The sequence below is a fragment of the Pseudomonas veronii genome, assembly GCF_002028325.1.
GTDB classification, from domain to species: Bacteria; Pseudomonadota; Gammaproteobacteria; order Pseudomonadales; family Pseudomonadaceae; genus Aquipseudomonas; species Aquipseudomonas veronii.
The window spans coordinates 534,245-547,407 of record NZ_CP018420.1; the positions used below are offsets into that span (position 1 = coordinate 534,245).

Consider the following 13,163-nt stretch of genomic DNA (forward strand, 5'->3'; position numbering starts at 1 on the left):
ACCGGGTGCAACCCTTTTTATGCATGAATTTTTCGCCGCTCCATCGGGAAAAAATCGGCACTCGACCGAATCCGCTGCACTTTGGTGCATTTGCTTCTGAGATCGGCTGTTCTTGCTCCGAAAAGGAGCAAAAACGCGGTGTTTTCTGTAAAACACATCAAGGTGCAACTTATTCGCGAGAAACTGGTTGCACCTTATTTGCTTTGTTGAATAGCATTCGCGGCCAAGGTGCAACCACCCGTATGGTGTGGTTCATCGGCTGACGGCTTTCCTGGGGAAACGTCAGTCATAAATGCGCGCGATGCAGCTACGTTTACTCACTGGATCAGTGGGTGGCCGTCTGACAGACCGCCGCTACATAAAAACAAAGCCAGGGCGTCACTTCTATGAGCGTTAGTAATCCAACCCTGATCACGTTCGTGATCTACATCGCAGCAATGGTGCTGATCGGCTTCATGGCCTATCGCTCCACCAACAACCTTTCCGATTACATCCTGGGCGGTCGCAGCCTCGGTAGCGTGGTGACTGCCTTGTCAGCCGGTGCTTCCGACATGAGCGGCTGGTTGTTGATGGGCCTGCCGGGCGCGATCTACATGTCCGGCCTGTCGGAAAGCTGGATCGCCATCGGCCTGATCGTCGGTGCGTACCTCAACTGGCTGTTCGTGGCCGGTCGCCTGCGCGTGCAGACCGAGCACAACGGCGACGCCCTGACGCTGCCGGATTACTTTTCCAGCCGTTTCGAAGATAAAAGCGGCCTGCTGCGGATCATCTCCGCAGTAGTGATCCTGGTGTTCTTCACCATCTATTGCGCTTCCGGCATCGTGGCCGGTGCCCGCCTGTTCGAAAGCACCTTCGGCATGTCCTACGAGACTGCGCTGTGGGCCGGCGCGGCGGCGACGATTGCCTACACCTTCGTCGGTGGTTTCCTGGCCGTGAGCTGGACCGACACCGTACAAGCCACCCTGATGATCTTCGCGCTGATCCTGACGCCGATCATCGTGCTGCTGGCCACCGGCGGTATCGATACCACGTTCCTGGCGATCGAAGCGAAGAACCCCGACAACTTCAACATGCTGAAAAACACCAGCTTCATCGGCATCATCTCGCTGATGGGCTGGGGCCTGGGTTACTTCGGCCAGCCGCACATCCTCGCGCGCTTCATGGCGGCGGATTCGGTGAAGTCGATCGCCAAGGCGCGTCGCATCTCCATGACCTGGATGATCCTGTGCCTGGGCGGCACCGTGGCCGTGGGTTTCTTCGGCATCGCCTACTTCTCGGCGCACCCGGAAGTGGCCGGCCCCGTGACCGAGAACCACGAGCGCGTGTTTATCGAACTGGCCAAGCTGCTGTTCAACCCTTGGATTGCTGGCGTTCTGCTGTCGGCGATTCTGGCGGCGGTCATGAGCACCTTGAGCTGCCAATTGCTGGTGTGCTCCAGCGCCCTGACCGAGGACTTCTACAAGACCTTCCTGCGCAAGAACGCTTCCCAGGTTGAGCTGGTGTGGGTCGGCCGCGCCATGGTGCTGCTGGTGGCCGTGATCGCCATCGGCCTGGCCGCCAACCCGAATAACCGCGTATTGGGCCTGGTGAGCTACGCCTGGGCCGGCTTCGGCGCCGCGTTCGGCCCTGTGGTGCTGATCTCGGTGATCTGGAAGCAGATGACCCGTAACGGCGCACTGGCTGGCATTCTGGTCGGCGCGATCACCGTGATCGTGTGGAAGCATTTCGAATTGCTGGGCCTGTACGAAATCATCCCAGGCTTCATCTTCGCCAGCCTGGCGATCTACATCGTCAGCAAGCTGGGCGCGCCGACTGCGGGTATGGTTGAGCGCTTTGATGCTGCGGAGAAAGACTACAACCTCAACAAATAAAGCCTCGGGCGTTATGCGCCTGATGTGTTGAAGAAAACGGCTCGCTATCTTTTGGATAGCGGGCCGTTTTTTCTCAACTGGTCAGTCAAAGTAAATGACGATCAGGCCTATCAATCCGGCTGCGCCAATAAGCGCCGTGCCATGAAGCATGAGCTTTGTGCTGCGCGGAAAGGCTTGTACCTGCGGGAGGTCAATGACTCCCCGTCTTGCATTTAGCCTGGGTAGTGCGACGGCCACATACACTGCGCAAAGCCTCATCATCCTTTCGCGCGGTGAGTTTCCCCAGTAGCTGCTGTGGAAGGCGACCAGGCGGCACTTGTTCAAGAGCGCTTCCATGGGTTCAAGTTTTCGGTAACACAAGAAGAGCCCGATGATGATGACTGCGGATGCAGAGCTGATGGCAATCAAGGAAGTAGCAGGGAGGTTCAAGAAGTCATCAATACTCATACAAAAGCTCTCCTACCTTCTCGCCGCCTTCCCCACCTAGTGTCGTGGTTTTGGCGGGGGATTTTTCGGTGGTTTTTTGCTTTTGGGAAAAGGGCTACTGAGTTGCGCCAGGTTTCCGACAGAGGCGTGAATTTTCACTGCCTTTGCGCCGACGACCTTGCGGCACAAGGTCGCCTGCTTCACGCGCCATGCAGATGTTAGCCATGGCGCGCGGGTCGCTTATCTGGCCTCAGGCGTGTGTTGCAGCCAGCGCCTGTTGCAGATCCTCGATCAAGTCTTCAATCGCCTCGATCCCCACCGACAGGCGAATCATCTCCGGCTTCACGCCGGCCTTGGCCTGTTCCTGCTCGTTCATCTGGCGATGGGTGGTGGACGCCGGGTGGCAGGCCAGGGATTTGGCGTCGCCGATGTTCACCAGGCGTTTGAAGATTTGCAGGGCGTCGTAGAAGCGTACACCGGCTTCGTAACCGCCCTTCAGACCAAACGACAGGATCGCCGACGGTTTGCCCTGCATGTATTTCTGCGCCAGCGCGTGGTGCGGATGATCGGGCAGCCCGGCGTAGCTGACCCATTCGACTTCGGCGTGATCTTGCAGGAACTGCGCGACCTTCAAGGCATTCTCGGTGTGGCGTTCCATGCGCAGGGCCAGGGTTTCCAGGCCTTGCAGCAGCAGGAAGGCGTTCATCGGCGCCAGCGCTGCGCCGGTGTTGCGCAGCGGTACGGTGCGGGCGCGGGCGATGAAGGCGGCGGGGCCGAATTTTTCGGTGTAGACCACGCCGTGGTAAGCCGGTTCGGGCTGGTTGAGGCCGGGGAATTTTTCGGCGTATTTCGCCCACGGGAACGTGCCGCTGTCGACAATCACGCCGCCCAGGGAGTTGCCATGGCCGCCGACGTATTTGGTCACCGAATGCACCACGATATCGGCACCGAACTGGATCGGTTTGCACAGGATCGGCGTGGCCACGGTGTTGTCCACCATCAGCGGTACGCCACGGGCGTGGGCCACGTCGGCGAGGGCTTGCAGGTCGATGATGTTGCCCGCCGGGTTGCCGATGCTCTCGCAGTAGACCAGTTTGGTGTTGTCGTCGATCAGTTCGGCGATGGCGGCGGCGGAATCGTCGCGGGCGAAGCGCACATCGACGCCAAAGCTCGGCAGCAGGTGGGCGAACAGGGTGTAGGTGCCGCCATAGAGCTGCGGCGTGGTGACGATGTTGTCACCGGCGCGGGTCAGGGTCTGGATCGCATAGTGGATCGCTGCGCTGCCGGCGGACACGGCCAGCGCGGCGATACCGCCTTCGAGCGCGGCCATGCGTTGCTCCAGCACATCGTTGGTCGGGTTCATGATCCGCGTGTAGATATTGCCGGGTACGTCCAGGTTGAACAGGTCGGCGCCGTGCTGGGCGTTATCGAATTCGAAGGCGACGTTCTGGTAGATCGGCACCGCGACGGCCTTGGTGGTCGGGTCGGACTTGAAGCCGTGGTGCAGGGCGATGGTGGCGTCTTTCATGGTTATTGTTGACCTCCTTGGTTTTTAAGGGCGCCCCCGGGCAGGGTGGGAGCTGGCTTGGCTGCGATGGCATCATCGCGGAGTGCAGGTAATACCGCGTCGCTTGTGTCGCGGGCAAGCCCGCACATGCTGTAAGGATTAGATTGTTTTCACAAGGACGCCTGTCTTTGCGGCATAAGCACCGCCCGGCATGCGGCCCTGCACCTTTGCCCGTGTAGCAGGTAAACTTCGCCCCCTGCGCAGGAGCAACCATGAATTATCGTCACGCCTTTCACGCCGGCAACCACGCCGATGTCTTCAAACACCTGACCTTGACCCGCCTCATCGCCTTGATGTCGCGCAAGGAGCAGCCGTTCGCCTACCTCGATACCCATGCCGGGATCGGTCTGTACGACCTGCAGGGCGATCAGGCCAACCGTACCGGTGAATACCTGGAAGGCATCGCCCGTCTGTGGGGCAAGAGCGATCTGCCGCCATTGACCGCCGACTACATGCGCGTGCTGCACGAGATGAACCCGGATGGCCAGTTGCGCTACTACCCCGGTTCGCCGGAACTGGCACGCCGCCTGACCCGCCCCCAGGACCGCGTGCTGCTCAATGAAAAGCACCCGGAAGACGGCGTGCTGCTCAAGGACAACATGAAGGGCGATCGTCGCGTCAAGGTTCACCTGGGCGAAGGCTGGCATGTGCCACGCGCGTTGCTGCCGGTGCCGGAAAAGCGTGCGCTGATGCTGATTGACCCGCCGTTTGAACAGCTCGACGAAATGCAGCGCTGCGCGGCGTCGCTCAAAGAGGCGGTCGGCCGCATGCGCCAGACGGTCGCGGCGATCTGGTACCCGGTGAAGGACCAGCGCATGTTGCGCCGTTTCTACCAGGACCTGGCCGGCACCGGTGCGCCGAAGCTGCTGCGCGTCGAATTGCTGGTGCATCCGTTGGACACGCCCAACACCCTGACCGGCTCGGGCCTGGCGATTGCCAACCCGCCGTGGGGCTTGGAGGAGGAGTTGCGTGAGCTGCTGCCGTGGCTGTCCAAGCAACTGGGCCAGACCCAGGGCGGGTGGCAGATGGATTGGCTGATTGCTGAGTAACCGAGTCTGGCGCAAGCCCATGTGGGAGGGGGCTTGCCCCCGATAACGGTGTATCAGTCCATACATCTGTACCTGATACATTGCTATCGGGGGCAAGTCGAACCGTCGCACCGCCCCTCCCACATTTTTTTAGATCGGGCAGGTCACGCCTGTACCGCCAATCCCGCAATAGCCCTGCGGATTCTTCGCCAGGTACTGTTGGTGATACGCCTCGGCGAAGTACACCGTCGGGGCCTCGTCGATTTCCGTGGTGATGGGCCCCAGGCCAGCCTTGGTCAGCTCTTGCTGATACGCCTGCGCACTGGCCTGCGCCGCCGCCAATTGCTCCGGCGTGGTGGCATAGATCACTGAACGGTACTGGCTGCCGATGTCGTTGCCCTGGCGCATGCCCTGGGTCGGGTTGTGCAGTTCCCAGAACATCTTCAGCAAGTCTTCGTATTTCACCTTGGCCTGGTCATACACCACCAGCACCACTTCGCTATGGCCGGTCAGGCCCGAGCAGACTTCTTCGTAGGTCGGGTTCGGCGTGTAGCCGCCGGCATAACCGACCACGGTGCTGACCACGCCATCGCGCTGCCAGAATTTGCGTTCTGCGCCCCAGAAGCAGCCCAGGCCGAAGATCGCGAAGCCGACGTCGTCGAGGAACGGGCCGAGCAGCGGGTTGCCGTTGACGAAGTGCGTCTCCGGCAGCGTCATCGGGGTTTCGCGGCCAGGCAAAGCTTGTTCTGCAGTAGGAAGCACGTTTTTGTTCACCAGAATTTCCGAGCGCAAGACCATGAGCAGTCCTCTCGTCAGGTTGAGTTAACAGTAAAGAATCAGACAGCCAGTGTGCCCGAGTGTTACAGCGCTGTCAGGCGATTGGCCCGCGAGGGTAGCGTTTAAGCTTCTCGAGCAGCTCTGAACCGGGGATGGGCCGGTCGAACAGATAGCCCTGGCCGACGTCGCAACGGTGCCGACGCAGGAACGCCAACTGCTCGGCGGTCTCGATGCCTTCGGCCACGACCTTGAGCTTGAGGTTGTGGGCCATGGCGATCACGGCTGAGGTGATTTCCATGTCGTCCTGGTTGTCCGGGATTTCGTGGATAAAGCTGCGATCGATCTTGATGATGTCGATCGGGAATTTTTTCAAGTAGCTCAGCGACGAGTAACCGGTGCCGAAGTCGTCCATGGCCAGGGTCAGGCCCAGGCTTTTCAACTGGTCCAGTTGCAGACGGGTGTCCTCGGTGGCCTCCAGCAGCAGGCCTTCGGTCAACTCAAGTTCGAGCAGGTTGGCCGGCAGTTCTTCTTCCTTGAGGATCGAGGCAATCGAGGCCACCAGGTCCGGGTCGGAGAACTGTTTGGGCGACAGGTTGATCGCCACCTGCAGGTTGCCCAGGCCGGCGGCGCTCAGTTGCTTGCTCATGCGGCAGGCCTGGCGGGCGATCCATTTGCCGATGGGGATGATCAGGCCGGTTTCTTCGGCCACGCTGATGAACTGGTCGGGGCGGATCATGCCCTTTTCCGGGTGGTTCCAACGCAGCAGCGCCTCCATGCCCAACAAGCGGCCACTGCGCAGGCACAGCTTGGGCTGGTAGAACACGTCCAGCTCGTTCTGGGTCAGGGCGCGGCGCAGGTTGTTTTCCACGAACAGTTTGTAGCTGGCCTCGGCGTTCAGCGCTTCGGTAAACACTTGTACCTGGTGTTTGCCGTTGGCTTTGGCCTTGTGCAGGGCCAAGCCGGCGTTGCGCATCAGGGTTTGCGGGTCGCGGCCATGCAGCGGCGCGCAGGCCAGGCCCACGGAGCCGGTGACGCTGATCAATTGGTTGTCGACGAACATCGGCTTGTCGAGGGTCGCCAACAGTTGGCTGGCAACGAGCTGGCCGCTCTCCAGGTCGGTGTCGTCGAGCAATACCGCAAATTCGTTACTGGCAAAGCGCGCCAGGCTGCCACCGGCGCTGAGGCTGTTGCGCAGGCGCCGGGCCAGGCTGATCAGCAGCTTGTCGCCGGTCTGGTGGCCGAGGCTGTCGTTGATCCGCTTGAAGTTGTCGATGTCCACCAGCAACAGACAGATCGGGCTGTCGCTGTCGCGGGCAAAGCGTTCGTCGAGGTTGCGGATAAACGCCGGACGGTTGCCCAGGTTGGTCAGGTTGTCGGTATAGGCCAGGCGCTCGATGCGCTGCTGGGCCAGCTTGGTCTGGGTGATGTCTTCGTAGATGCCGATATAGTGGGTCAGCTCGCGATTGTCGCCATAGACCTTGGAGATCGACAGCTGGCCCCAATAGGGTTCGAGGTTCTTGCGTCGGCTCTTGAACTCGCCCTGCCAGCTGTTGCTCTTGGCCAGGCTCGACGGCGCGTCGAACAGCAATTCGCTGAGGTTTTCCAGCGCGGGCAATTGCGCCAGGCGATGGCCGTGGACCTCTTCGGTACTGTACTGGGTGATCGCGGTAAAACTGGGGTTGACGTACTCCACCACGCCATCGCAATTGACCAGCAGGAAGGCGTTGGCGCTTTGTTCCACCGCGCGCTGAAACAGGTGCAGGGCGCTGGTGGCGGTACGACGGTTGTGATTGTTGATCACTTGCGCGAACTGATCCGCCAGCTCGCCGGCAAAGGCGATCTCGTCGGACTGCCAGACGCGTGTGCAGCCGCTTTGTTCCAGGCACAGCACACCCACGACCTGGCCATCGACACGGATGCTCGCGTCGAGCATTGCATGCACGTCGTTGGCCTGCAGCGATTCGGCCATTTCGCGGGTGCGTGGGTCGCGCATGACATTGGTAGCATCGATCGCCCGGCTGGTTTGCAGGGCTTCGAGATAGTCCGGAAAGCCACTGGCATCAATCGGCTCGGGCAAGTGGTGGCGCTGATCGGCGCGCTGGTACGCCGAGATCGGTACCAGGCGCTGGCCTTCGAGGTTCCAGATGCTGGCGCAATCGATCTGGTAGATATCGCAGGCGCTGCGGGTAATCAGCTCGGCGGCTTCCTGCAGCGAATTATTCGTGGTGTAGCGCTGGCGTGCGAGCAGCAGGATCAGCTCTTGCTGGGCGCGTACCCGTTCCAGGTGCAGCAACTGTTCCTGTTGCGCGCGCTGGTTGAGTTCCAGGGCGATCTGCAGGCGGCTGTTCTGGCTTTCCAGGTCGGCTGTCGGCGCTGTCGACGGGATCTCGCTGAACAGGCCGTCGACCACCATCAGGTAGCCCCGCAGCAGGTGGCGATTGTGTTGTTTGTAGGCTTCGCCCAGTTCCAGCAGGCTTAGAGGGCCGTCGTTGGTGTGCAGGGTGTAGCGCACCAGGTAATGAGGGCTCTCGGCCAGTTGCTGCTGGATGGCATCGTGCAGTTGATAGCGCGCCTGTGGCTCCATCAGGCTGGCGTAGGGCGAGCCGATCAGCGCGCACAGTTCAACCGCCGGCAGGCCGAATTGGCGCTCGCAATTGGGGTCTAGGTAGAGCAGGGCCCAGCTTGCCTCATTCAGCCGCTCGAAACGCAGCATACCGAGGCGCGAAGGCACCGGTAATTGCGTCACTACCTCGGCCGCCGTCCGGGCGACATCGGGTTGGCTTTTCATGGGGAAGCTCACTTGAAAAAACGCACTCGGCGCCGGGCTCACGCCCTCTTTACTGTTGCCTGCAGCAAGGTTGCATCATGCAGCCCAGGCTGACAAGAGAGGATGAAGGCTAAGTGCTATAAGGGTTATATCGGCTACGCGGTCGATTTCTGCAATCGGGGTGATAGGTGGTGTACAACCCTGTTTTTACTGTCCAAGAAACGCGCAAAAAAAGCCCCGCCAAGTGGCGGGGTTGAGGTACGAGCGTGGCGCTCGGAAATCGATGCAATCGGGCCTCCCTCGTGCAAGGGAGGCCCGTCGCGGCTTACAGCAAGATGGTGCGGATGTCGTTCAGCAGTTGGCTCAGGCGCTGGGTGAAGCGTGCCGCTGCGGCGCCGTTGATCACGCGGTGATCGTAGGACAGCGACAGTGGCAGCATCAGCTTCGGCTGGAAGGCTTTACCGTCCCATACCGGCTGGATGGTCGCCTTGGAAACGCCCAGGATCGCCACTTCCGGCGCATTGACGATTGGCGTGAAGCCAGTGCCGCCAATGTGACCGAGGCTGGAGATGGTGAAGCATGCGCCCTGCATGTCGTCCGCGGTGAGCTTCTTGTCGCGGGCCTTGGCAGCCAGCGCAGCGGCTTCGGCAGCCAGTTGCAGCAGGCTCTTCTGGTCGACGTTCTTGATGACCGGTACCAGCAGGCCATCCGGGGTGTCGACGGCAAAGCCGATGTGAACGTACTTCTTGCGAATGATCGCCTTGCCGCTTGGCGCCAGCGAACTGTTGAAGTCCGGCAGCTCCTTGAGCAGGTGCGCGCAGGCCTTGAGCAACAGTGGCAGCACGGTCAGTTTCACGCCGGCCTTCTCGGCCACGGCTTTCTGCGCAACGCGGAAAGCTTCCAGGTCGGTGATGTCGGCCTGGTCGAACTGGGTCACGTGCGGGATGTTCAGCCAGCTGCGGTGCAGGCTCGACGCGCCGATTTGCATCAGGCGGGTCATCTGCACTTCTTCGGTTTCGCCGAAGCGGCTGAAGTCCACGACCGGGATCGGCGGAATGCCAGCACCACCGGTAGCATTGCCGGCAGCCGGGGCTTCCTTGGCTTTCTGCATCATGGATTTGACGTAAACCTGCACGTCTTCCTTGAGCACGCGACCGTGCGGGCCGGTGGCCGTGACGGCGTTCAGCTCGACGCCGAACTCGCGGGCCAGTTGGCGCACGGCAGGGCCGGCGTGAACCTTGGCACCGCTTCGTGCCGGTGCCGCCGCCGGGGCCGGTGCGGCCTCGGCGTTTGCGGCAGGCGCTGGAGCCGCGGCGACCGGTGCGGCTTCAGCCTTGGCAGCCGGCGCAGCGGCCGGTGCCGGGGCAGCAGCCGACGCAGCGCCTTGGACTTTCAGCTTGAGGATGAAGTCGCCAGTGCCGACTTCGTCTTCCAGCTTGACCGCGATGCTTTCCACCACGCCGGCAGCCGGCGAAGGGATTTCCATGGAGGCCTTGTCGGACTCCAGGGTGATCAGCGACTGGTCGGCTTCGACGGTGTCGCCGACCTTGACCAGCAGTTCGATGATCTTGGCCTTGCCCGACGAGCCGATGTCCGGGACATGAATGTCCTGGATGGTGGCTGCGGCCGGTGCGGCAGCCGGGGCCGCAGGGGCCTCGGCAGCAGCAGGTTTTTCAGCCGGCGCTGGCGCCGGTGCAGCTGCGGCAGCTGGAGCAGGGGCCGCAGCGGCGGCGCCCTCGATTTCCAGCTCCAGCAGTTCGTCGCCTTCTTTCAGGCGATCGCCCAGCTTCACTTTCAGGCTCTTGACCACGCCGGCCTTGGGAGCAGGGATTTCCATGCTCGCCTTGTCCGATTCCAGGGTCAGGATGCTCTGGTCGGCTTCGACGGTGTCGCCGACCTTCACAAACAGCTCGATTACTTCACCTTCACCGCTGCCGATGTCAGGTACGCGAATGAGTTCGCTCACAAAAAGTCTCCTCAGCAGTCCAGTGGGTTGCGTTTTTCCGGGTTGATCCCGAACTTGACGATGGCGTCAGCCACCACCTTGGGTTCGATCTCACCGCGGTCAGCCAAGGCTTCCAGGGCTGCCAACACCACGAAGTGACGGTCGACTTCGAAGAAGTGACGCAGCTTCTTGCGGCTGTCACTGCGGCCGAAACCGTCGGTGCCCAGGACTTTGAATTCCTTGGACGGGACCCACTGGCGAATTTGTTCAGCAAACAGTTTCATGTAGTCGGTGGATGCGATCACCGGACCTTTACGGCCAGTCAGGCATTCTTCGACGTAGCTCAGCTCAGGCTTCTGACCTGGGTGCAGGCGGTTGTTGCGTTCTACGGCCAGGCCGTCGCGACGCAGTTCGTTGAAGCTGGTCACGCTCCACACGTCGGCGCCGACGTTGAATTCGTCACGCAGGATCTTCGCCGCTTCACGCACTTCGCGCAGGATGGTGCCGGAGCCCATCAGTTGCACGTGATGCGCTGCTTCCTTGGTGTCTTCTTCGAGCAGGTACATGCCCTTGATGATGCCTTCCTCGACACCGGCCGGCATGGCAGGTTGCTGGTAGGACTCGTTCATCACGGTGATGTAGTAGAAAACGTCCTGCTGCTCCTGGGTCATCTTCTTCATGCCGTCCTGGATGATCACCGCCAGCTCATAGCCGTAGGTTGGATCAAAGGTGCGGCAGTTCGGAATGGTGGCCGCCAGGATGTGGCTGTGACCGTCTTCGTGTTGCAGGCCTTCGCCGTTCAGCGTGGTGCGGCCGGCGGTGCCGCCGATCAGGAAACCACGGGTACGGCTGTCGCCTGCTGCCCAGGCCAGGTCGCCGATACGCTGGAAGCCGAACATCGAGTAGAAGATGTAGAACGGCAGCATCGGCTGGTTGTGGCAGGAGTACGACGTACCGGCCGCGATGAAGGAGCTCATGGCGCCCGCTTCGTTGATGCCTTCTTCGAGGATCTGGCCCTTCTTGTCTTCCTTGTAGAACATCACCTGGTCTTTATCGACTGGCTCGTAGAGCTGGCCGACGGAGGAGTAGATGCCCAACTGACGGAACATGCCTTCCATACCGAAGGTACGGGCTTCGTCCGGGATGATCGGCACGATGCGCGAACCGACTTCCTTGTCCTTGACCAACTGCGCGAGGATTCGCACGAAGGCCATGGTGGTGGAGATTTCACGGTCGCCCGAGCCGTCGAGGATGGCCTTGAGGGTATCCAGCGCCGGTGTTGGGATGTTGACGCTCTTGGCACGGCGCTGTGGCACGAAACCGCCCAGCGCGGCACGACGCTCGCTCAGGTAGCGGGCTTCGGCGCTGTTCGGCTCTGGCTTGAAGAACGGCAGGTTTTCCAGCTCTTCGTCCTTGACCGGGATGTCGAAGCGGTCGCGGAACAGCTTCAGGCTGCCGACGTCGACTTTCTTGGTGTTGTGCGCAGTGTTCTTCGCTTCGCCGGCACCGGTGCCATAACCCTTGATGGTCTTGGCCAGGATGACGGTCGGTTGTTCTTTGTGGTTGACCGCTTCGTGGTACGCCGCGTAGACCTTGTACGGGTCGTGGCCGCCACGGTTGAGTTTCCAGATCTCGTCGTCGGACAGGTCGGCAACCATCGCCTTGAGTTCAGGCGTGTTGAAGAAGTGTTCACGCACGAACGCGCCGTCTTTGGCCTTGTAGTTCTGGTACTCGCCGTCGATGACTTCGTCCATGCGACGTTGCAGGATACCGTCGACGTCCTTGGCCAGCAGTGGGTCCCAGAAACGGCCCCAGATGACTTTGGTCACGTTCCACTGAGCACCGCGGAACACGCCTTCGAGTTCCTGGATGATCTTGCCGTTGCCGCGAACCGGGCCGTCGAGGCGCTGCAGGTTGCAGTTGATGACGAAGATCAGGTTGTCCAGCTTCTCGCGGCCGGCCAGGGAGATGGCACCCAGGGATTCCGGCTCGTCGCACTCGCCGTCGCCCAGGAAGCACCAGACTTTCTGCTTGCCTTCGGGGATGAAACCACGGGCTTCCATGTACTTCATGAAGCGCGCCTGGTAGATCGCCTGGATCGGGCCCAGACCCATGGAAACGGTCGGGAACTGCCAGAAATCAGGCATCAGCCAAGGGTGCGGGTAGGACGACAGGCCCTGGCCGTCGACTTCCTGGCGGAAGTTGTTCATCTGTTCTTCGCTGATGCGACCTTCCATGAACGCACGGGCGTAGACGCCTGGCGAGGTGTGGCCCTGGAAGTAGATCAGGTCGCCGCCGTGTTCGTCGGTCGGGGCCTGGAAGAAGTAGTTGAAGCCGATGTCATAGAGCGTTGCGCTGGAAGCGAAGCTGGAGATGTGACCGCCCAGGTCAGAATCTTTCAAGTTCGTACGCATTACCATCGCCATGGCGTTCCAACGTACCAGCGAGCGAATGCGGCGTTCCATGAACAGGTCGCCAGGCATGCGTGCTTCGTGGGTAACAGGGATGGTATTGCGATATGGCGTGGTGATGGCGTAGGGCAGTTGCGAGCCGCTGCGGGTCGCGAGTTCGCCCATACGGGTCATCAGATAGTGAGCACGGTCTTCGCCTTCTTTGTCGAGAACCGATTCCAGGGCGTCCAGCCATTCCTGGGTTTCGACGGGATCGAGGTCTTGCATGGCTTGCTCCAGGGCGGAAAGGCTACCAGAATCGGTTGCCTGAAGTTTGCGACTGGCCTTGTGGGCAGACGACATAAATTCTTGGATGGCCGGAGGTTGCTCCG

The 13,163-nt window shown here is 61.0% G+C and carries 9 protein-coding genes; 3 read left to right on the forward strand and 6 right to left on the reverse strand.

What is annotated here, in order from left to right; all coding sequences use genetic code 11:
• Positions 1-5: 5 nt before the first annotated feature.
• Entirely contained in the window at positions 6-263 is a 258-nt protein-coding gene (locus PverR02_RS31670; RefSeq protein ID WP_152031983.1) for a hypothetical protein, read from the forward strand.
• Positions 264-386: 123 nt separating this feature from the next.
• Positions 387-1,871, forward strand: a complete 1,485-nt coding sequence (putP, locus tag PverR02_RS02415; RefSeq protein ID WP_046384943.1) for a sodium/proline symporter PutP — start codon at positions 387-389, stop codon at positions 1,869-1,871.
• A gap of 81 nt (positions 1,872-1,952) precedes the next feature.
• On the opposite strand, the gene PverR02_RS02420 is transcribed toward putP, so the two are convergent.
• Positions 1,953-2,318 (reverse strand): hypothetical protein, encoded by a 366-nt coding sequence (locus tag PverR02_RS02420; RefSeq protein WP_079442700.1) that lies wholly within the window; start codon positions 2,316-2,318, stop codon positions 1,953-1,955.
• Between the two features lie 229 nt (positions 2,319-2,547).
• Positions 2,548-3,825, reverse strand: coding sequence for an O-acetylhomoserine aminocarboxypropyltransferase/cysteine synthase family protein (locus PverR02_RS02425; protein ID WP_017849813.1), 1,278 nt, complete (start codon positions 3,823-3,825; stop codon positions 2,548-2,550).
• 251 nt (positions 3,826-4,076) lie between these two features.
• Between PverR02_RS02425 and PverR02_RS02430 the strand changes: the two genes are divergently transcribed.
• Positions 4,077-4,913: a 23S rRNA (adenine(2030)-N(6))-methyltransferase RlmJ gene (locus tag PverR02_RS02430; protein WP_017849812.1), complete on the forward strand. Its 837-nt coding sequence runs from the start codon at positions 4,077-4,079 to the stop codon at positions 4,911-4,913.
• A gap of 129 nt (positions 4,914-5,042) precedes the next feature.
• On the opposite strand, the gene msrA is transcribed toward PverR02_RS02430, so the two are convergent.
• From msrA to aceE, 4 genes are all read right to left on the reverse strand, one after another.
• Positions 5,043-5,690 carry a peptide-methionine (S)-S-oxide reductase MsrA gene (msrA, locus tag PverR02_RS02435; RefSeq protein WP_017849811.1) on the reverse strand — a complete coding sequence of 216 codons (648 nt, stop codon included), beginning with the start codon at positions 5,688-5,690 and terminating at the stop codon, positions 5,043-5,045.
• Between the two features lie 73 nt (positions 5,691-5,763).
• The gene (locus tag PverR02_RS02440) at positions 5,764-8,457 is read right to left on the reverse strand and encodes a putative bifunctional diguanylate cyclase/phosphodiesterase (protein ID WP_079442701.1); all 2,694 of its coding nucleotides are present in this window, start codon (positions 8,455-8,457) and stop codon (positions 5,764-5,766) included.
• 304 nt (positions 8,458-8,761) lie between these two features.
• Positions 8,762-10,402, reverse strand: a complete 1,641-nt coding sequence (gene aceF / locus PverR02_RS02445; RefSeq protein ID WP_079442702.1) for a dihydrolipoyllysine-residue acetyltransferase — start codon at positions 10,400-10,402, stop codon at positions 8,762-8,764.
• An 11-nt stretch (positions 10,403-10,413) separates the two neighbouring features.
• Positions 10,414-13,059, reverse strand: coding sequence for a pyruvate dehydrogenase (acetyl-transferring), homodimeric type (aceE, locus tag PverR02_RS02450; protein ID WP_046384939.1), 2,646 nt, complete (start codon positions 13,057-13,059; stop codon positions 10,414-10,416).
• Positions 13,060-13,163 lie beyond the last annotated feature (104 nt).

What these genes read in the sequence shown, in the direction of transcription:
- putP (WP_046384943.1), top strand. Translation starts at nt 387, where the DNA reads ATGAGCGTTAGTAATCCAACCCTGATCACGTTCGTGATCTACATCGCA.
- PverR02_RS02420 (WP_079442700.1), bottom strand. Translation starts at nt 2,318, where the DNA reads ATGAGTATTGATGACTTCTTGAACCTCCCTGCTACTTCCTTGATTGCC.
- PverR02_RS02425 (WP_017849813.1), bottom strand. Translation starts at nt 3,825, where the DNA reads ATGAAAGACGCCACCATCGCCCTGCACCACGGCTTCAAGTCCGACCCG.
- PverR02_RS02430 (WP_017849812.1), top strand. Translation starts at nt 4,077, where the DNA reads ATGAATTATCGTCACGCCTTTCACGCCGGCAACCACGCCGATGTCTTC.
- msrA (WP_017849811.1), bottom strand. Translation starts at nt 5,690, where the DNA reads ATGGTCTTGCGCTCGGAAATTCTGGTGAACAAAAACGTGCTTCCTACT.
- PverR02_RS02440 (WP_079442701.1), bottom strand. Translation starts at nt 8,457, where the DNA reads ATGAAAAGCCAACCCGATGTCGCCCGGACGGCGGCCGAGGTAGTGACG.
- aceE (WP_046384939.1), bottom strand. Translation starts at nt 13,059, where the DNA reads ATGCAAGACCTCGATCCCGTCGAAACCCAGGAATGGCTGGACGCCCTG.